This window comes from Haloactinopolyspora sp. (genome assembly GCF_027324685.1).
Lineage (GTDB): Bacteria > Actinomycetota > Actinomycetes > Jiangellales > Jiangellaceae > Haloactinopolyspora.
Window position 1 is genome coordinate 1 of sequence record NZ_DAHVSH010000215.1, and the last position, 18,482, is coordinate 18,482.

The window sequence follows — 18,482 nt, forward strand, 5'->3', positions numbered from 1 at the left end:
TGGCCTCGAGCCGTCGGCGGGCGGGAGCTGCGCACGCGGGATCGTAACGATCAGTGCACTCGGATGAGTCTTTCTGAGTGAGTCGGCAGCGCCCCGGGTTCCCGGCCCGTCCGCACGGGAACCTGGGGCGCTGTCATGCGGCCGTGCAGATCCAGGAAACAATAGGAGTCGTGGACGTCGTCGAGTTCCGCCTCGAGAGCGAAGAGTTGGGCGCCGGGCCTGCCACGGTGGTGAATCTGTACGTCAACGGCGTCAGGCTGCAGGATCTCGTCCGTCGGGTCGAGCAGCCCTATGCCGACGCCGACGGTGAACCCAGCCTGGCCGGCGAGTACGCCGGCCTCGCCACCGGTCCGCAGCTGCCCGCGGAGCATTACCTGGGTGAGCCGGTCGAGACATGGTTCGACGACGGCGACACGGTGCTGTTGGGGTGCGTCTGCGGCTCCCCGGGGTGCTGGCCGCTGACCGCGCACGTCACCGTCACCGAGGACATCGTGACGTGGCGTGACTTCCGCAACGGCCATCGAGACTGGGACCTCGGCTCGGTGGGGCCGTTCACCTTCGATCGCAGGGCGTACGAAAAGGCCCTGCGTCGGGCGTATCGATGACCGGTAACCGGCTGGTACGAGGCGCGAGAAGCGAACTCTCGATCAGTGGGAAAGCCGGCGGCAGGCCCCGGCGAGCAACCGCTCGGATTCCCGACGGGTGAACTCCGGCAGATTGGCCAGTCCAGGCGGCGCCGGCTGCTGGGCGTGCCAGGCCTGCGAGATCCCGAACAGCAGCAACAGGTCGGTGATGTCATCCTCGTCCGGGAGCGGCGATATCGTGCGGATCCGGTCGTCGAAGCTGGGTGCGTCCGCCCACGCGAGCGCGAGCACGAACAAGTCGGCCCACCACGGTCCGCGGCAGGTCATGCCCCAGTCGAGGACGACGACCGCGCCGTCGGGGCGCATCAACAGGTTGTCGTCACGAATGTCCCAGTGACACAGCGTGCCGGTGCCCAGCCGCTCCGGGAGAGTAGCGACCCGATCGTCGAGTGGGCCGGCATGTGCCGTGATCCAGTGCGGCAGCCCGGCTCCGGGACCGTCGGAGAGGTCGCGCCAGCGTTCGAGGAAGCGGCGGGCCGTGTCGGGCAGGGAGCGAATCGCCAAGCCGTCAGGTGGCGGCGTCAACTCGCGCGACTGACGGTCGACGACGGCCCAGACGGCGTCGGCATCGCCGGGGTCGGCGAGATCCGGGTAGCGGCCGTCGACGTCCTCCAGCAGCAGCGCAACCCAGTCGCCGTCGTCGTAGGTCGCAATGACACGTGGCCGATGGTCCACCGCAGGCAAGCACGTCAGCACCTCGACTTCGCGGCGGAACAATCCTGGGGTGTCGGGATTCAGCTCCGCTCCGACAGCTTTGACGAAGGCCGCCTGGCCATCGGCGGTACGCAACCGCGTAGCGCACCCCGGCGACATGCCGCCGACTTGTCCGTCCGCGGTGACCACTCGGTCGCCGAGCTTCGCCTCGACCCACGCCTGAACCCGAGTGGGGATGGCGGCATAGGGGCAGTGGACACCGACGGCACGTGGTTGTTCCGGGCTGCGGGGCGTGATCATGAGGTGATTCTGGCGCCGGAACGCCATGAGCGCCTCATGATCGGCGTTCGCCGGTGCCTAGACATGCTTCAGCGGTGGGTACGCCTGCGCGGCCAGAGCGCCGTCGACTTCCAGGACAGTGCCGCTGACGTAACGCGCTTGCGGTCCGGTGAGCCAGAGCACCGCCTGGGCGATGTCGTCCGGCTCACCGCAGGCGCCGGCGGGAACGCGCTCAGCGATCTGGCGGTAGTGCTCGTCACGCGTCGGTCCCGGCGGTGGCCAATCCGGCGTGGTGTCGATGAAGCCAGGGGCCACGGCGTTGACCCTGACGCCGTACGGTGCGGCGTCCAGGGCCATCGCCTTCGTCAGCGCGTCGATTCCGCCCTTCGTCGCGCCGTAGGCAGCCAACCCGGGCAGCAGGCGGTTGCGGTGCACGGACGAGATGTTGACGATGCACGAGCCGGGCCGATTGAGCAGTGGCCAGCAGCCCCGGCTCATGAGGAAGGCACCCCTGAGCCCGACGCCGAGGACTTCGTCCCACTCGTGATCGGTGGTGTCGAAGAACGCCTTTCGGAACGGCACCGCGGCATTGTTGACCAAAATGTCCAGGCGTCCGGCGTGCGCTTCGACCCATGCGGTCACTGACGCGACGCCGGCGGTGTCCGCGACGCTCGCGGTCATCGTGTGGACCGCCCCGCCGGAACCGCGAAGCAGCTCAGCGTGCTGGGTGAGGCCGGAGCCATCGATGTCGACCATGAAGGTCGTGTCCCCGCGTTCGGCGAACGCTGCCGCGATGGCCGCGCCGATTCCCCGCGCTGCTCCGGTCACCAGCACGGCTCGATGTTCCTGCGTCACTGGATCCGCACTCACCACGACTCCCGGCCGAGTTGGGTCTTGATCCGCTGCACGGCATCTGGACCTGCGTCGATCGTGCCCAGTGCCGCGACGGCGGCGCCGGCTGCGGGACGAACGTCGATACTGCGCACGTGTGCGTGCGGCGCGGTCGCGGCCAGGCGCTCGTGAATCGAGCCATCCAACGCCTGATGCCCGGCGGTGAGCAGCGCGCCGCCCAGGACCACGTCCGCCTCGGTGGTGCGCAGCTCGGTCCAGTCCAGCATCACCTCAGCCATGGTGGCCACCTCGGTCGCCTGGCGGGCCAGCAGTTCGGCGATGACATGGTCGTCGGCATGTTCGGGCTTGAACATCTCCGGCACGACCTCCGCCAGTTGGACGTCGGAGATGTCGCCGACGTGTACCCGAGAGATCACGTCGACGACGCTAGCCGTACCGAAGTGCGCACAGATGATGTCGCGCAGCACGCTCGATTCGCCGCGCCCGTCCTCGGCCCGAGCGGCGTACCACAACGCCTCGCGCCCCAGGCACAAGCTGCCGCCCCAATCGCCGGAGATGCGGCCCAGGGCCAGAAAGGACGAACGCTGTCCCGACTTGGCGATGCCCACGGCGTTGATGCCCGCCCCGCACACCACGGCCACCCCATAGGGACGGGTAGCTGCGCCATGGAGCAACGCGAACGTGTCGTTGTCGACCACGAACTGGTCGGCGAGCCTGGCTTCGGTCAAGGCGTCGTTTGCTGCGCTCACCTCGGCCGGAAAGTCCAAGCCCGCGAGGAAAGCGGCCAGCACGTCCACGCGGGTGCCCAGCAAGTCCGCCTCGACCTGGGCCTGACCGAGCAACTCGCCGATGAGCCCGACGACCCGGTCCAGGCCGACCTTCTGCGGATTGGTGCCGCCACCACGGGCTGTCGCCAGCACCTGGCCGGTGTCGTCGAAAAGCACAAGCTCAGTTTTGGAATTGCCGCCATCGACTGCAGCAAGGAGACGCGTCATATCAAGCCGTCCAACTCGTCGTGTAAAATATGCACATTGTGTTGCGCTTTGCGCTCAACTAGACGTCAACGTCGCCTCAACGAGAGGATCGCATCGGGGATGAGCCAGAGTCTGGATCGCGCCCTGCGCGCCCTCACTGCCATCGCCGAGGGCAAGACCACGCTGAATGAGCTGGCCGAGACCCTGGACGTTCACCGTACGACCGCCTTGCGATTGCTGCGCACGTTGGAGCGTCATCGTTTCGTCTTTCGCCCCGATCCCAATCATTACCAGCTCGGTAGCGGACTTTTCGCGTTGTCCACCACTGCGCTGGCCAGTCGTGACATCAGACAAGTCGCACACCCTTACCTCGTCAAGTTGAGCCAGCGCCACGGGCACACCGTGCATCTGGCTGCGTATGAATCCGGTTCCGTCGTCTATATCGACAAAGTCGACAGCACCAAGCCGGTCGGCCTTTACTCGCGAATCGGCGACATCGCCCCGCTGTACTGTACCGCCGTCGGAAAACTCCTCCTGGCCGCCCAGCCGAAAGCGGAGTCACGGCGAATCGCCAACTCGTTGACGTATACCGCCTACACCGATGCCACCATCACCAACGCCGCCGACCTGCTGGCCGAGCTCGACGCGATTCGGGCCAAGGGGCACGCCACCGCCAAGGGCGAGCACGAAGACTTCGTTCACTGCGTGGCCGCTCCCATCACCGACGGCGCGGGCACCGTGATCGCTGCGGCATCCATCTCGGTCGCCTCCATGATGCTGGGCGACGGTGAGGTGGAACGGTACCTGCCGTCGCTGCTCGAAATCGCCCGCGAGATCTCTGGGCAATACGACTCTCCTGCCAGTCGTCTGCCGACCGAATCGGTCGCCGATGAGTGAAGTACCATCACCGCCTTTCGTGTTCTCGCGTCGCGCCATTCACGACTTGACGCTTCCGGCGGTGAGTCCCGCCACCAGATAACGCTGGAATATCAAGAACAACGCCACCGCGGGAATCGTCACCACGACAGCACCGGCCATCAATTGGCCCCAGAGGACGGCGTTTTCACCGACCATGAGGTTCAGTGCCACCGGCACGGTGCGTAGGTTGGGATCCTGGATGAGCGTCAACGAGAACAAGAACTCCTGCCACGACAGGATGAACGAAAACAACCCGACAGCCGTCAGCGCTGGTTTCGCGATGGGCAGGATGATCCTGAATATCACCCCTAATGGGCCACAGCCGTCCACCATCGCGGCCTGTTCGATGTCTGAAGGCAGCTTGTCGAAATAACTTTTCAGCAGCATCGTCGAAAACGGAATGGCAAACGTCAGGTGGGCGAGCACCAAGCCGGTCGTGGTGTTGTTGAGCTGCAGGCGATAGAAGATCAGGAAAATCGGAATCAGGAGCAAGAAGCTCGGGAACATCTGGCTCACGAAGAGCGTGGCGAAGATCTTCGACCGGCCGATCATCCGGAGCCGGGACAGCGCATAGGCGAACAGCATCGCGATGAACACCGCTGCCACGGCTGTACAGACGGCCACGACGATGCTGTTGCGCAAGAACAGCAGAAAGTCGGTCTCGGTGAGCAGGTCGACGTAGTGGACGAAGGTCGGTGTGTCCGGCATCAGCTGCGGTACCGGGCTGAAGATCTCGTCGGTGGGCTTGAACGATGTGAGCACCATCCACACCACGGGAAAGATCAACACCAGGGCCGCGACGGTGGCGAAGATGCCGGACGTCGCCGCCGCGATTCGCCGTCGCTGCCGCATGCGCAGTGCCATCAGGCGCTCCTTCGAGTGACGATGCGGGCGATGGGAATCAGCAGCAGAGCCAGCACGATCAGGGCCGTGGTACCGATGGCGGCCGCGTAGGTCGGGTCGCCGAACGTGAAGGCGCTGAGATAGGTGAACACCGAGACGATCTGGCTGGAGTTGGCCGGCCCGCCACCAGTCATCAGGTAGATGAGGTCGAACTGGTTGTAGGTCCAGACGGTGGTGAAGCCGATGACGATCGTGCTCACGCCCACGATGGCCGGAAACGTGATGGACCGGAATCGCCGGATGGCTCCGGCGCCGTCGATGGCAGCTGCCTCGTACTGGTCGTTGTCGATGCTCTGCAACGCCGCCAGCAGCGTGATCGCGCAGAAGGGAATCTGCTTCCAGACGGCGACGACGATCACCGACCAAAACGCGGTGGACGGCGATCCGAGCCAGGACACCGGTTGGTCGACTGCGCCGACGGAACTGAGCGCGTGGTTCAACACGCCGTAGCGGTGGTCGTAGATGTTCTCCCAGGCGAAGGCGGCCGCGATGAACGGGACGGCCCACGGCACCAGGACGAGGCTGCGGATGACCCCCCGGCCGGCGAATCTGCGGTGGAGCAACAGGGCGATCCCCAGCCCGATCGCGTACGAGGCGAAGGTGACCACGACGACCCAGACGACGGTGCGCCAGAACGTCGCCATGACGTCGCTGTCGTTCAACAGCCTGGTGAAGTTGTCGAAGCCGGTGAATTCTCGCTGATAGATGCTTCGACCAGTCTGGGTGAAGAAGCTGGAGACGATGACGTCCAGGGCTGGATAGATCAGCAGCACCGCGACGAAGACCAGCCCGGGCAGGGCCAGAGCCCACGGGATGGCGCTGAAGCGGCGCCGGGTCCGTAGCGGCGGTGCTGGCTCCCTCGCAGCTGTATCGCCCGGCGGCGGCCGGTGCGTGTTCACCTCAGGCGTGGTCATCGTCGCTCCCGGGGCCGCGGCCGTCGTGCGTGGCACGTTCCACGGCATCGAGGACGCGCATCACGTCCAGCGTCTCGGCCGGGTCGATCGGCTCCGTACCGGTGTCGACCATGGTGAGGAAGTCGTCGATCAGCCGGGCGTACCACGTGTCGAATGGGGGGACCAGGCTCGCGGTCAGTAGCGCACGCTCACTGCGGGCTGCGACCGCGAAGCCCTCGGCCCCTCCGGGTACGAGCTCGAGGACGACTGAGGCGTGGTCGCGGTGCTGCAGTCGAGCCAGGACGTTGCCCGAATCGGCCACGGCACTGCGGACCTCGAAGCCTGGCCCGAGCAACGCCACGGCGATCTCGGCCAGGTGAACGCCGTAGAACCACCACTCGCCCGGCCCGCCGACGAACAGCGACTGCCACGGCGTGACGTCGCTGTCCCGGAAGGCGTCCAGAGCTGGCGCGTACCGGGCAGATGACGTGCTCATCAGTGGTGCCTGGTGTTCTCGGGCGAGTTTCACCAGGGCCTGAGCGGATTCGAGCTCGGGCATGAGCGGCTTGTCGATGAACGTGGGCAGTCCGGCTCGTAGCGCCGGCTCGGCATGCCCGGCGTGACAGGCGCCGTCATCGCGGTCGTCGACGACCATGACCGCATCGACCTCACCGGCCAGCTGCTCGGCGGAGCTGACACGTCGGCACCCGGTCATCTCCGCCAGAGCGTCGACGACCTGGTCATCACCGGTGGCCGCAGTCACCCTCGCCCGGTGGCTCTGCTGGATCAGCCGGGCAAACGGTCGAACGTGTCCCGATTGCCCGGCGACCAGGCCGATCCTCATGATCGACATCTCCTTACTGGGCAGCAAGCTGCTCAGCGTCGGCAGCCAGCTGCTCGACCAGCTCTGGTGGAGTCAGCTCGCCCAGGACGAGTTGCTGAAGCTTCGGGTCGAAGGAACGCTGCCGGAACTCTTCGTACCACGGCACGATCGGCCGGTTCCGAGCAAACGGCACCGACTCGGTGAAGGGCTGGATCAACGGATCCCTGACGTACTCGTCGTCGGTCTCTGCGAAGTCCTTGGTGAAGCCGATGACGCCGGTGACCTTCATGAACTCGAAGAAGTAGCTCGGCACGTCGTCACGTTCGGCGAACAGGAACTCGATGAATTCACCAGCGAGTTCCTTGTCGTCACTGAGATCGGAGATGACCAGGGCGTTCGGGTAACCGAGCGTGCCCGGGCCGGCAGGCCCCTCGGGGTAGGCCGCCGTGGCCCATTGCCCGTCCAAGTCCGGTGCCGAATCGCGCAGCGCGTCCACAACCCAGGGACCGTTGAACATGATGGCGGCGTCCCCGGCGATGAACGTGTTCATCGTGCCTTCCCAGTCCTGGCCGGTGATGTCCTTGGAGACGTGGCCGTCAGCCACGAGCCCAGCCAGGAATTCGGCGGCCTGCAGCATCTCCGGGCTGTCGACGGTCGGGGTACCGTCCTCCGACACCAGCTCGGCGCCGGCCTGCCACATCATCGGGAGGAAGTAGCTGTCCGGGTCGGTGCCTTGGAACGGGAATGTCAGGGGCTCGATCCCGGCGGCTTGGAGTTTCGTACCCGCTTCGGTGAGCTCCTCCCACGTCGACGGCGGGCTCTCGGGATCGAGACCGGCCTGCTCGAACAGGTCCTTGCGGTAGTACATGCCCCAGATGGAGGCGTCCCACTGCACGCCGTAGCGCGTGCCTTCGTCGTCGACGATGCCGTCCTCGCCGGACTCGTGGAAGCTGTCGAGAATGTCGGTGCTCACGTAGTCATCGGCCGGGGCAAAGGCGTCGGACTCCATGAAGGTCGACACCCACGAGGGCGCCAGGAGCGCGATGTCCGGCGGGTCGCCGGCCTGCAGTCGGGTTTGGTACTGCGAGTAGGCCTGGTCCCAGCCGACCTCGGTCAACTTGACCGTCGCGTCGGGGTTCTCTTCCTCGAATGCGGCGATGGCGTCCTTGACGACCTGCGTCTGCGCCGGGACCGTACCCCCGGTCAACGAGAATTCGATGGTCTGATCCCCGTCGCTGTCGCTGTCGCCACCACCCTCATCCGGGCGGGCGCCACAGGAACTGGCCAACGCCACCGCGAGCACCGTGACACCGATGACGCGCAGCTTCTTGGCTCTGGTGAGCCGGCGGGTGACTGTCATGGGGTATTCCTTCCGGTTAGGTCGTCTGACGAGTTGGGGTGTTCGGGGCGGGATAGGTGCCGGGCGTGGCCAGGTCGTCCAGCGTGGGGATGGCGGATTCGCGGTGCTCGTCGCTCGGTGCGGTGAGCTCGAGTCCGCCGAGGATCGTGTGCGTGTTGACCAGCCGTTCCGGCGCGGTGCGCGTTTGGCCGTATGCGTCGGAGACCACGACGGGTCCAGGTTGACGGTCGAAGATCGCGATGTCGGCCGCGGCGCCGACGTCCAAGGTGCCGGGGGATGACAGGTCGCCGGCGGTCGACGAGAGCCACGTCGCCGGTGTGCTGGTCGCCGCGGCTATGACGTCGACGACGTCCATCCCGAGGGCCAGGAACTTGGTGAGTACGGTCGGCAGGTCGAAGGCCACGCGACGAACGCTGACCGCGTGCAGATCCGACGAGATGGTGTGCGGTGGCAGCCCGGCGGTCAGCATCGCCTCCATGACGGGGAACGAGAAGCCACCGACGCCGTGTCCGACGTCGAAGACGACCCCCCGCTCGTAGAGGTCATGGACGAGTTCCGAGGCGGCGCCGGACGCGTCGAGAACGCCGTCGGCGACGGCGGTGGCGCAGTGGGTGAGGACGTCCCCGGATCGCAGCAACGGCTGGATGTCGGCCAGCGTCGGCGGGCCGGCGCCGATGTGGACCATGAGGGGCAGGCCGGTCGCGTCGCTGACCTGCCGGGCCCGGCGAAGTGGTTCGATTCCGTTCGGCCCGACGGTGTTGGCGTCGATGCGTGCCTTGATGCCGACCAGGATGTCCATGTTCGACTCAGCGCAGGCGATGGCGGGTTCCACGGCGCAGTTCTCCAGGACGCGGCTCTCGTAGCTCTCGCCGGCCAGGCCGATGGCGGAGATGTTGAGTAGCGCGCGGTAGCGCACCGGTCGTGCTTCCATCAGCTCCCGCAGGGCGCCCAGCGTGTAGGCGCCGGCGGAGCCGGCATCGACCCAGGTCGTGACGCCGGACCGCCAGGCCACCGTGGCAGGGTCCAGGCCGTAGTAGCCCCCGCCGGGAAAGGCATGCGTGTGCAGATCGATCAGGCCCGGGGTGACCAGTTTTCCTGCCGCCTCGATGACGTGGTCCGCGCGGTGGGGATCGACGTCGGAGCCGATCTCTGCGATTCGTCCGGCACGGATCCCCACGTCGGCTCCGGGCAGGATCGAACGCTGGCCGACGTCGACCACATCTCCCTGCCGAATCAGCAGATCCAGGCCCATTTCCTGCTCCGTTGCATATTTCGCACAGTGTGTTGCGCGATTCGCTCCACTTTGTTTAGCATCTGCCGAGGAGGTCGTCAACGTGGAACACTCGTCCGCCCACGGGCCGGATCCGCTGCAGTTGACCGCTGACCTGGTCGGCATCGATTCGCACAATCCCGGCCCCGGTGAGGCGGCGATCTCCGATTTCGTCGTCGAACACGTGGCCATACCGCTGGGTGCTGAGGTGACTCGCTTCGAGCCGGTCCCGGGGCGCCCGAACGTGATGCTGACCATCGACCGCGGCCCGGGACCGCATCTCGTGCTCAGTGGGCACCTCGACACCAAGCCGGTCGGTGACGCAGGGCCGTTGTGGAACACCGACCCGCTCACGCTGGTGGTCGACGACGGGCTCGCCTACGGGCTCGGCGCATCGGACATGAAAGGCCCCATCGCGTCCATGCTGACCGCGCTGCACCGGTTCGCCGGTCGCGACGGCCCCGGCAAGGCCTCGGTCCTGCTGACTGCTGACGAGGAAGTCGCTTCGGCCGCGGGCGCTGCGGCACTGGCTGCTGCCGGCCAGCCGCGTTGCGACGCGTTGGTCATCGGTGAGCCCAGCGGTGCCGATCGCCCATGGGAGATGATCGCCCTGGTCTCGCGGGGCATCTGCTGTGTGGAGATCGAGCTGACCACCACCCAAGGGCACAGCGGGCTTTCCGAGCTACGCGGTCCTAACGCGGTCGTGGTGGCAGCCGACGTCGTTCGTGCGTTTCACGAGTTCAGCCCTCCGGTGGCGGTGCCGGGGCCGATCAACTGCGCGCCCACCGTCAACGCCGGTGTCACCGTCTCCGGCGGTGTCGGGTTCGGCACATCACCGGGGCGTTGCGTCGTCGGTTGCGAGATTCGCCTGGTGCCCGGGATGGATCAGGCAGAAGTCGAGGCGGCGATTCGAACGCTGGTGCATGACGCCGTCGCCGGCCGGGCGGAGGTTGCCATCCGGTTTCTCGATGACGGCCGCGGATGGGCCGCCGCCACCGTCGTGGCCCCTGACGAGCAGGTCGTGGTCTCGGCGCGGCGTGCCTGCCGGGAGGTCCTGGGGGCCGAACCGCCGCTGGACGCCTACCCTGGCACCACCGAGGCCAGCCACTTCATCCCTGCCTTGGGGATTCCGGTCATCGCCAGCCTCGGGCCCGGCTGGCTCAGTGTCGCCCACGGGCCCAACGAATGCGTCGGTGTCGACCAGCTCTACGAGGCCGCGTCGATCTACCACCTGCTGCTGGAGGACTTCTGCGCCGCAGCTGAACCCACGACCTCGTCCACCAACCATCGCTGAGGAGCCATGCCCACGCCACGACGTGTCATCAACGCCAAGGGACCGGCCACCGTGCTGGGAGGCGCGCGGGCTTCTGCGCCGGTCATCGACGCCGTCACCGCGGCCATGCGCGATTCGGTCCACATCCCGGAACTTCAGGGGCATGTCGGCGCCGAGGTCGCCAAGCTCCTCGGAGCCGAGTCCGCGTTCGTGACCGGGTGCGCAGCGGCGGGGATGTCCATCGCCGTGGCCGCAGCCGTCGGTGGGGACGATCTCGCGCAAGTCACCAGTCTTCCGAAGCCGTCGCATCCGCGCACCGAGGTCGTGATCCAGAAGGGCCACATGATCATCGTCGGTGGCTGCAACGCCGATCAGGTGATTCGACTCGGCGGTGGCACGCCGGTCGAGGTCGGCACCGCCGCGGACTGCACCGACTTTCAACTCGCGGCAGCCATTGGCCCGAACACCGCTGCTGGGCTCTTCGTCGACGGTGAACGCGCGCGAGGCTCCGGGATGCTCAACCTGCGCGACTTCGCCCGGCTCTGTCATGACCACGGCGTGCCGGTCATCGTCGACGCGGCGGGCAGCACGGCGGTGGCGGAGTTTCTTCGTGACGGCGCCGACCTGGTGATCGTCAGTGCCCACAAGTGGTTGCGCGGGCCCACCGCCGGCATCGTGGCCGGGCGCGCGGACCTGGTCCACGCGGCCTACCTGCACAGCGAGTTCGGCGTGGGACGGCCGATGAAGGCCGGCAAGGAAGGGGTCGCCGGGGTACTCGCCGCGGTGCGCGCTGCCGAAGCAGGCGACGACAGCGCACGGGCACAGACCGAACGCGCCGTGGCCGCGAACATCGTCGACCAGCTGGCCGGATTGGCCGGACTCACCGTCCGTGAGGTGCCGACCGAGCACGAGTCGACCGCCGTCACGACGGTACGCATCGACGTCGATCCCGCTCTCGCCAACATCCAAGCCTGGCAGCTGGCTGACGCTACTGAGGCGATGGATCCCAGCGTCGCGCTCTACGACTACGAGGCCGCACAGGGCTACCTGCTGATCGACCCCGGATTCCTCGACGACGGTGACGACGAGATCATCGCCGCGGCGATCCGGCAGGTGCACGAACGCGCTCAGGCCGAGCCGTTCGACATCGCCGAGGCCCCGGCTCCACGTTTCGCGACCCTGGTCGAGCGGGTGCAGAACTGGCGGACGACGGGTTCTTGACCTCGCAGCGCTGCCTGGCGCTGACGGGGCTACGGCGCGTCGTGCCCCGATCGCGCCGGCTCGTGCACACCCGCTCCGGCCGCGTGGCGGCGTTCGAGGGCCGCACCCTCCACGTCGACGTTCGGCAGGATGCGATCGAGCCAGCGTGGGATCCACCAGGCCTTGTCGCCGGCGAAGTGCATGAGGGCAGGGATCACGAGCATCCGGACGAGGAAGGCGTCGACCAGAACGCCGAAGGCGAGTCCGAAGCCGATCGGCCGGACCATCGCCATGTGAGAAAAGACGAATCCGCCGAAGACGGAGATCATGATGATCGCCGCCGCCGTGACGACGGCCGCCCCGGCGCGCCGTCCCTGGACGACGGCGACGCGACCAGGCATGCCGTGCACGTACGCCTCACGCATCCCGGACACCAGGAACAATTGATAGTCCATGGCCAGGCCGAACAGGACGCCGATGAGGATGGTGGGCAGGAAGCTCAGCACCGGCCCGGGGTCGTGGACGCCGAACATGCCGCCGAGCCATCCCCACTGGTAGATGGCGGTGACGCCGCCGAAGGCCGCGAACACCGAGAGGATGAACCCCGCGGTGGCGATCAGCGGGACGAAGATCGACCGGAAGACCACGACGAGGATGATCAGCGAGAGCCCGATGACGACGGCGAGATAGGCCGGCAGCGCGTCGGCGAGCTTCTCGGAGATGTCGATGTTGCCGCTTGCTGCCCCGGCCACCGACAGCGTCGCATCCGGGTGGTCGGTCACGCTCATCTCACGCAGGGTGTGCACGAGATCTTCGGTGGACTCGCTGCTCGGCCCGTCGGTGGGCATGACCTGGAACGCGGCGATCGTCTTCTCCGCTGAGACGCCGATCGGGGCGACGCCGACGACGTCGTCGAGGCCCGCGATGTCGCGGCCGATACCGGCTTGCAGCGACGTGATCTCGGTGTCGTCCAGACCCTCGGGGAGGTCGGCGATGACCAGGAGCGGACCGTTCTGGCCGGCACCGAAGTGCTCCTCGACGATGGAGTACGCCTGGTACTGGGTGGAGTCTTCAGGTTCGCTGGATCCGTCCGGCAGCCCGAGGCGCATGTCGAGCGCCGGGATGGCGACGACGAGCGCCGCGACCCCGGCCAACAGCGCCACCGCGGCACTGCGGGTGGACATCGCCCGCGCCTGCGGCGCCGAGTGGGCGGAGCCGTCCTGATCCCGCTGACGACGCCGCAGGACACGCAGACCGGCCAAGCTCAGCAGCGCGGGCGTGAGCGTCGTGGCGACCAGGACGGCGATGGTGACACAGGCCGCCGCGACCGTTCCCATCAGACCGAGGAACCCGACGCCGGTGACGTTGAGCCCGAGCAGCGCGATGACCACCGTGAGGCCGGCGAAGACGACGGCGTTGCCCGAGGTGCCGGTCGCCAGGCCGATGGATTCGTGCAGCTGGGCGCCTTCGCGCAGTTGGCGCCGGTGCCGGTTGAGGATGAACAGCGAGTAGTCGATGCCGACGGCGAGCCCGAGCATGAGCCCGAGGATCGGCGTCACGCTCATCATCTCGACTGTGCCGGACAGCGCCAGAGCGCCCATGGCTCCCACCCCGACACCGATCAAGGCGGACACGATGGGCAGGCCGGCCGCGACGAGGGTGCCGAGCATGACGATGAGCACGACCCCGGCGACGGCGAGACCGATGATCTCGGCGGCTCCGGCGATGTCGTCCAGCGTCTGGGCGATCTCGGCGGAGAAGTCCACTTCGACGCCGTCGACCGGATGGTTCTCGAACGCCGCCTCGACGTCCTGCTTGACCTCCGTGGGCACCTCATACACGGGCTCGGTGAACTGGATACCCACAATGGCCACCGAACCGTCAGCGGACACCGTCCGCATCGCGCTGGCGAGTTCGAGCTGCTCGGCGCCGAGTTCGAGCTGCTGGCCGCGGGTTTCGAGTTCGGCGCGCTGGGCGTCCAGTTCCGCCGCCTGGGCCTCCAGCTGGGCGCGGGCTTCGTCGAGCTGGGCTTGTCGAGCCTCGAACTCGGCTTCGACCTGAGCCAGGGTGCCGCTCTGCTCGGCCTGAGCGACTGCGGCGTCCAGTTGGGCCTGCCGCGATTCGAGCTGGGCGCGGGCTTGGTCGAGCTCTTCGCGCCCGGCGGCCAGCTGGTCCTGGCCGGCGCTGATCTGTTCGCGGCCCGCGTCGATCTGCGCCTGCTGCTGGGCGAACTGCTCCTGGGTCGCGAAGGGGTCGACGACGGACTTGACGCCGTCGAGCGAGCGCACTTCATCGAAGACCGCGGTCAAGGCCCGGCGTTGGTCCGGGGTGAACGGCGTTTCGCCGGTCGTGTGGACGATGACCGTGCCCTGGCCGCCGGCCGCGTCCGGGAACTCGGCTTCGAGGCGGTCGGTCACCTGCTCCGTCGGCGTGCCGGGGATGGAGACGGCCGTCGTCAGCGTGCCGCCGAACGCGGCGAACGCGGCGCCGGCGGCAACCAGGACGATCAACCACACGGCGACGACTGTCCGGGCTCGGCGTGCGGCGAATCTCCCGAGCCGGTACAGCAGCTCAGCCATGAAGTCTCTCCAGCGCTCGAAAACGGAACGGTGTCCAGCTCAGAACGCTACCGCGCTAACCGGATAGGTTGCATCCACATAGGCCGTATGATCCGTCACATGACGACCGACCCCAGCGCGGTAGGGGCGACCGGAGCGCGCCCGCTGCGCCGTGACGCCGAAGAGAACCGCCGGCGCATCGTCCGCGCCGCCCGGGAGGTCTTCGCCGCGCACGGGCTCGGCGCCGGGCTCAACGACATCGCGCGGCACGCCGGGGTCGGCGTCGCCACCGTGTACCGGCGTTTCCCCGACAAGACGGTGCTGGTGCGCGAAGCCCTGCGCGACGACGTCGACATGGTCCTGCGGGTCGCGGACGAGGCGATGGCCACCCAGCCGGCCTGGGACGGCCTCATGCTGCTCATCGACCACATCGCCGATCTGCTCGTGTCGAACCTCGGCCTCCGCGACATCGCGCTCGGGCCGGGGCAGTTGTCCGGCGACTTCGGCGAAGTCGCTGATCAGGTGCGGGGACATGTCGAGGAGCTTCTCCAGCGGGCCTGGCAGGAGGGGACGGTACGCCCCGGGGTCACGGCCGACGACTTCACGATGATGTATTTCATGATCACCGAGTTGGCCATGCATGCGACGCAGGCCAGCCCGCGGGCGTACCGGCGCTACCTGAAGGTCTTCACCGACGGCCTGCGCGCCACCCGGATCGACGCGCCGCTACCGGACCCGCTCAGTTCCGCCGAGGCTGAGGATGTTGCCCAGCGGTGGACGTCTCGTCCCGCGACACCGCGACGGGCCGGGCCGGCGTGATTCACGCGCCGCACTCGCGGACCAGCCCGGTGAGGGCTTCGGCGATCGCGTCAGCTATGGCGCGCACGTATGGCACGAACACGGCCGGGTCGGCGTGCTCGGTGAGCCGGATGGTGCACTCGTCGCGCCGGATCTCGTCGTCGAACAGGTATCCGGCGAAATCGGCCGGCCTCAGTTCGAACCAGCGATACTGGGTTCCCCATCCGCTCATGTCGTAGGAATGAACTCTGACGATGTCGTACCCGGCCCGGTAGCTCGTCTGCTGGAGGGTGATCTCGCTGTACATGCGCTGCAACAGGGAAGGCTCGTACGTCCCGAAAGACCAGCCCCAGTCCTCGATACGCGGGGACGGCACATCGGGCGGGAAGTCCGACGGTGCGACTTCGGGCAGATGTGACCAGTCGACCTCCACGATCCAGCCCTGGATGGGGTTGGAGGGCTTGTCCCGGATGGTTGAGATACCTGGGCGCCCGGCGGCCTCCAACGCCGTCGACGTCTGCTCGATGGCCCCGATCACCGACTGAGTGGCCTCGTCTCGGGCCAGAACATTGCGCACCGAGGCATGCAACCGCTCCCACCATGGGTCGAATCGGCCCGCGCCCACAAGCGACTCCACCTGCGCTCGCGCGGCTGAGTCCCACACCAGGCTGCGACGAGCCAGGTCCGGCTCCGTCAGCACTGCGGCGGCCAGCTCGCGGGCGGTGCGCGACTGCTCGGGGCGCCAGTGCACGCGCACGACGTCCTCGTCCACGGTGAACTCGAATCCGGGCAGATCAGCAGCAGCGGCGAACGCATCCTCTCGCCGCCGCCACTCCCGGTATCGCGCCGACGCCGCTTGTTGCAGGGCGGCCAACTCTTCCTGCCGGCGCCGCTTCTGCTCGCGTTCAGCGGCCTCGTATTCGGCCAGGCGGTGTTCCACCTGTTGCAACGTCGGCTCATACGCAGCGCTCGCTGCTCGGAGGCGGTGTACGAAGCGCTCCTGGGCGAGGCGGATCTTGTCTCGGCCCAGCCATCCCCCGCCCAGCGGAAGCCACCGCAGCCGCGCCCGTCGCCGTCGGCCCCAGCGCTGGTCCACGTGTCGCCATTCCGCCTCGGCGGCGGCCACGTCGCTCAGATAAGTGACTGCCGCCGCGTGCCACTCCTCCAGCTCCTCAGGCGTGGCCCACAGACCCTCGCCGAACAACAGGGTGCGAACGTGCGGCGGCTCTTCACGCGCCACCAGGGCCACGACATGGTGCTCCTCGGAGGAGAAACGTCCAGCCGAACTTGACCCGGTACATCTGTTGCTGCTCAAGATCGGCCATGGCGAGAGTGAAACCTGGTACAGGTGATCCGCGCAAGCGTTTCCTGACGGTGACTAGGTCTCAGCCGGCAGGACGGTGAAGCTGAACCCGGTGCTCGTGGTGCGACGCAGTTCCATGTCGCACTTGATCCGGCGCAGCACCTCGTTCCGGCTGAGCCCGAGCGCGTGCGCAATGAGCCGGTCCGGGCGCACGGGGACCGGATCGTCGAAGACGACATCGACCTGAACCGGCCACGGGTCGTCGCGCCAAACCGAACCCATGACCAGCCGCCAAGCACCCGTCCAGTCCAGGACGAAGTGGTGACGGCGAGCGAGCGACGGATCCACCAGCGTGGACGCCACCAGGTCCGGGTCATTGGCGTGGTAGCCGTCCAGTTCGGCCGGTTTCAGGGAACTGACCGGTACGCGCTCGTGCACGGTGAGTTTGCGGGTGCGCTCGCACGACACGCAGTGGACCAGCAGCCACACGTCCAGCAACTTGCCGTTGGCGTTGACTCGGAACCGGCCACGGCCGGTGGTAGCCCACCCGTACCGGCATGCCACGCAGCGCAATGACAGAAGGGGCAACCTGGTCCGTCGTATGAACCAGGGCAGCACAATGTGCGGTTGTAAAGACATGATCTCTCTAGACCTGACACGAGGCCGATTCCGCGCGGCCTCAAACGCTGTTCGACCGGGCGCACAGGGCAGCCCGGCACAGCCGACGAGAAGGTCGGCTTGAAAATGCAGAAGACCGTGTCAGGTCTAGAAAGCAGGCGTCACGCGCTGTGTCCTCCGACGGCGTTGGGGAGCAGGCAGGCTACGGGGCTGCGGGGAGCGGTCGCAACCGGTATTTCGCGCGATCGTCGGCCGTCGCAGCCGATCATGAGTCACCGGCGGCGTTCCGACGCCAGTACCGCCTCATGATCACGCTCTCTGTGTGAGTCGCCCCGCCGAGCTACCGCTTGAAGTCCGTTTCCTCCAAGCGCAGCTGTACGGTTCGACCGCTCTCCCACAGATTGGCGTCTGCTGCCACGTCCGGCGTCGGAATGTCGGCCCGCTCGTGCCGCTTGCCCGGCGTGGAGATGCCGAGGGTGAGGTCTCGGTCGTTGATCAAGCGCTCGTGCGCTTGGCCATCGTCGGTGAAGGCCATCATCAGTTGCGGGATTCCGTACGGGAAGTCGTCGCGGTCGTATTGCCAGGTGTGGAACGTCTTGCCGTAGGTGGTCACCAGGTCGGTGAAGTAGGAGCGTTCGGCCATGGCGGGAACGCCTGGGGCGACGAGGATGCCGGACTTCACTTCGTAGTGGTGGCTGTGCCAAAGCCGCTTTTCGTCGGCAGGAAGGCTCTGAAAACGCTCCGCGCTGATGATGTATTCGATACCGATCAAGCGGGCGTCCGGTGCGTTGCGATCGAAAATCACGCACTGATGTAGATCGTGGCGCAGATGAATGCAGAAATGCGAGGCCTCCACTTGCCGACCCATCTCGTCGGCGTACATGTGGAAGCCGTTGAGGTAGGTGTTCATGGCCTCCAGCGGGTACTTCCGCTGCATCGCGCCGGATGCCAGATCGAGGACCCGATGCTTGAGCGCATGTCCCTGGCCGACTTTGACGGTGGTCGCGACCTTACGGCTGGACAACACGCCGATCGCCGCCGCTACTCCGGCGGCGACGCCGAGGGCTGCGGCGCGTGCCTGACCGTAGCGACGGGAAAAGGATGTGTCGTGCGTGGTTGCCATGCGGGCGGCGTACCCGTGGGCCCAACTGACAAACCGGAC

Annotated in this window: 17 protein-coding genes; 5 read left to right on the forward strand and 12 right to left on the reverse strand. The window is 67.2% G+C overall.

The window, feature by feature from the left end:
* The first annotated feature begins 170 nt into the window (after window positions 1-170).
* A complete protein-coding gene (locus M6444_RS22745) occupies window positions 171-605 on the forward strand; it encodes a hypothetical protein (RefSeq protein ID WP_298332816.1) in 435 nt (144 codons plus the stop codon).
* A 42-nt stretch (window positions 606-647) separates the two neighbouring features.
* Here the strand turns inward: M6444_RS22745 and M6444_RS22750 are convergent, their stop codons facing one another.
* Genes M6444_RS22750 through M6444_RS22760 form a run of 3 tightly spaced genes read right to left on the reverse strand, consistent with a single transcriptional unit; the run spans window position 648 to window position 3,424 of the window.
* Window positions 648-1,598 carry a phosphotransferase gene (locus M6444_RS22750; RefSeq protein WP_298332817.1) on the reverse strand — a complete coding sequence of 317 codons (951 nt, stop codon included), beginning with the start codon at window positions 1,596-1,598 and terminating at the stop codon, window positions 648-650.
* A 57-nt stretch (window positions 1,599-1,655) separates the two neighbouring features.
* Window positions 1,656-2,447 (reverse strand): SDR family oxidoreductase, encoded by a 792-nt coding sequence (locus tag M6444_RS22755; RefSeq protein WP_298332819.1) that lies wholly within the window; start codon window positions 2,445-2,447, stop codon window positions 1,656-1,658.
* The gene (locus M6444_RS22760; RefSeq protein WP_298332821.1) at window positions 2,444-3,424 is read right to left on the reverse strand and encodes a BadF/BadG/BcrA/BcrD ATPase family protein; all 981 of its coding nucleotides are present in this window, start codon (window positions 3,422-3,424) and stop codon (window positions 2,444-2,446) included. The genes M6444_RS22755 and M6444_RS22760 overlap by 4 nt, the downstream gene beginning before the upstream one ends.
* 99 nt (window positions 3,425-3,523) lie before the next feature.
* Here M6444_RS22760 and M6444_RS22765 point away from each other — a divergent pair, with 99 nt between their 5' ends.
* Entirely contained in the window at window positions 3,524-4,300 is a 777-nt protein-coding gene (locus M6444_RS22765) for an IclR family transcriptional regulator (RefSeq protein WP_298332824.1), read from the forward strand.
* 39 nt (window positions 4,301-4,339) lie between these two features.
* Here the strand turns inward: M6444_RS22765 and M6444_RS22770 are convergent, their stop codons facing one another.
* The 5 genes from M6444_RS22770 to M6444_RS22790 are packed head-to-tail and all read right to left on the reverse strand — an operon-like array spanning window position 4,340 to window position 9,552.
* On the reverse strand, window positions 4,340-5,185 hold the full coding sequence (locus M6444_RS22770; protein ID WP_298332826.1) for a carbohydrate ABC transporter permease: 846 nt from the start codon (window positions 5,183-5,185) through the stop codon (window positions 4,340-4,342).
* Complete coding sequence (locus M6444_RS22775; protein ID WP_298332828.1) at window positions 5,185-6,138, reverse strand: sugar ABC transporter permease; 954 nt, start codon at window positions 6,136-6,138, stop codon at window positions 5,185-5,187. The genes M6444_RS22770 and M6444_RS22775 overlap by 1 nt, the downstream gene beginning before the upstream one ends.
* The gene (locus M6444_RS22780) at window positions 6,125-6,961 is read right to left on the reverse strand and encodes a Gfo/Idh/MocA family oxidoreductase (protein ID WP_298332830.1); all 837 of its coding nucleotides are present in this window, start codon (window positions 6,959-6,961) and stop codon (window positions 6,125-6,127) included. The genes M6444_RS22775 and M6444_RS22780 overlap by 14 nt, the downstream gene beginning before the upstream one ends.
* Window positions 6,962-6,974: 13 nt before the next feature.
* Window positions 6,975-8,300 carry a sugar ABC transporter substrate-binding protein gene (locus M6444_RS22785; protein WP_298332832.1) on the reverse strand — a complete coding sequence of 442 codons (1,326 nt, stop codon included), beginning with the start codon at window positions 8,298-8,300 and terminating at the stop codon, window positions 6,975-6,977.
* 16 nt (window positions 8,301-8,316) lie between these two features.
* Window positions 8,317-9,552 (reverse strand): amidohydrolase/deacetylase family metallohydrolase, encoded by a 1,236-nt coding sequence (locus M6444_RS22790; RefSeq protein WP_298332834.1) that lies wholly within the window; start codon window positions 9,550-9,552, stop codon window positions 8,317-8,319.
* A gap of 82 nt (window positions 9,553-9,634) precedes the next feature.
* Here M6444_RS22790 and M6444_RS22795 point away from each other — a divergent pair, with 82 nt between their 5' ends.
* Both M6444_RS22795 and M6444_RS22800 read left to right on the forward strand, forming a co-directional pair.
* Window positions 9,635-10,864, forward strand: a complete 1,230-nt coding sequence (locus tag M6444_RS22795) for a M20/M25/M40 family metallo-hydrolase (protein WP_298332836.1) — start codon at window positions 9,635-9,637, stop codon at window positions 10,862-10,864.
* Window positions 10,865-10,870: 6 nt separating this feature from the next.
* The gene (locus M6444_RS22800; RefSeq protein ID WP_298332837.1) at window positions 10,871-12,064 is read left to right on the forward strand and encodes an aminotransferase class V-fold PLP-dependent enzyme; all 1,194 of its coding nucleotides are present in this window, start codon (window positions 10,871-10,873) and stop codon (window positions 12,062-12,064) included.
* A gap of 29 nt (window positions 12,065-12,093) precedes the next feature.
* On the opposite strand, the gene M6444_RS22805 is transcribed toward M6444_RS22800, so the two are convergent.
* Window positions 12,094-14,622: an MMPL family transporter gene (locus M6444_RS22805; protein WP_298332838.1), complete on the reverse strand. Its 2,529-nt coding sequence runs from the start codon at window positions 14,620-14,622 to the stop codon at window positions 12,094-12,096.
* A gap of 99 nt (window positions 14,623-14,721) precedes the next feature.
* On the opposite strand from M6444_RS22805, the gene M6444_RS22810 reads away from it, so the two are divergent.
* The gene (locus M6444_RS22810; protein ID WP_298332839.1) at window positions 14,722-15,420 is read left to right on the forward strand and encodes a TetR/AcrR family transcriptional regulator; all 699 of its coding nucleotides are present in this window, start codon (window positions 14,722-14,724) and stop codon (window positions 15,418-15,420) included.
* A gap of 1 nt (window position 15,421) precedes the next feature.
* On the opposite strand, the gene M6444_RS22815 is transcribed toward M6444_RS22810, so the two are convergent.
* The 3 genes from M6444_RS22815 to M6444_RS22825 all read right to left on the reverse strand — a co-directional run bounded on the left by M6444_RS22815 (window position 15,422) and on the right by M6444_RS22825 (window position 18,443).
* On the reverse strand, window positions 15,422-16,648 hold the full coding sequence (locus M6444_RS22815) for a hypothetical protein (RefSeq protein ID WP_298332841.1): 1,227 nt from the start codon (window positions 16,646-16,648) through the stop codon (window positions 15,422-15,424).
* Between the two features lie 129 nt (window positions 16,649-16,777).
* Window positions 16,778-17,341 carry a DUF1062 domain-containing protein gene (locus tag M6444_RS22820; RefSeq protein WP_363326479.1) on the reverse strand — a complete coding sequence of 188 codons (564 nt, stop codon included), beginning with the start codon at window positions 17,339-17,341 and terminating at the stop codon, window positions 16,778-16,780.
* Between the two features lie 319 nt (window positions 17,342-17,660).
* Window positions 17,661-18,443, reverse strand: a complete 783-nt coding sequence (locus tag M6444_RS22825; protein ID WP_363326480.1) for an OBAP family protein — start codon at window positions 18,441-18,443, stop codon at window positions 17,661-17,663.
* Window positions 18,444-18,482: the final 39 nt, after the last annotated feature.

Bases quoted from the DNA above. Each gene is read 5' to 3' on its own strand.
- M6444_RS22750 (WP_298332817.1), bottom strand. From the start codon at position 1,598: ATGATCACGCCCCGCAGCCCGGAACAACCACGTGCCGTCGGTGTCCAC.
- M6444_RS22760 (WP_298332821.1), bottom strand. From the start codon at position 3,424: ATGACGCGTCTCCTTGCTGCAGTCGATGGCGGCAATTCCAAAACTGAG.
- M6444_RS22765 (WP_298332824.1), top strand. From the start codon at position 3,524: ATGAGCCAGAGTCTGGATCGCGCCCTGCGCGCCCTCACTGCCATCGCC.
- M6444_RS22770 (WP_298332826.1), bottom strand. From the start codon at position 5,185: ATGGCACTGCGCATGCGGCAGCGACGGCGAATCGCGGCGGCGACGTCC.
- M6444_RS22775 (WP_298332828.1), bottom strand. From the start codon at position 6,138: ATGACCACGCCTGAGGTGAACACGCACCGGCCGCCGCCGGGCGATACA.
- M6444_RS22780 (WP_298332830.1), bottom strand. From the start codon at position 6,961: ATGAGGATCGGCCTGGTCGCCGGGCAATCGGGACACGTTCGACCGTTT.
- M6444_RS22785 (WP_298332832.1), bottom strand. From the start codon at position 8,300: ATGACAGTCACCCGCCGGCTCACCAGAGCCAAGAAGCTGCGCGTCATC.
- M6444_RS22790 (WP_298332834.1), bottom strand. From the start codon at position 9,552: ATGGGCCTGGATCTGCTGATTCGGCAGGGAGATGTGGTCGACGTCGGC.
- M6444_RS22800 (WP_298332837.1), top strand. From the start codon at position 10,871: ATGCCCACGCCACGACGTGTCATCAACGCCAAGGGACCGGCCACCGTG.
- M6444_RS22805 (WP_298332838.1), bottom strand. From the start codon at position 14,622: ATGGCTGAGCTGCTGTACCGGCTCGGGAGATTCGCCGCACGCCGAGCC.
- M6444_RS22810 (WP_298332839.1), top strand. From the start codon at position 14,722: ATGACGACCGACCCCAGCGCGGTAGGGGCGACCGGAGCGCGCCCGCTG.
- M6444_RS22820 (WP_363326479.1), bottom strand. From the start codon at position 17,341: ATGTCTTTACAACCGCACATTGTGCTGCCCTGGTTCATACGACGGACC.
- M6444_RS22825 (WP_363326480.1), bottom strand. From the start codon at position 18,443: ATGGCAACCACGCACGACACATCCTTTTCCCGTCGCTACGGTCAGGCA.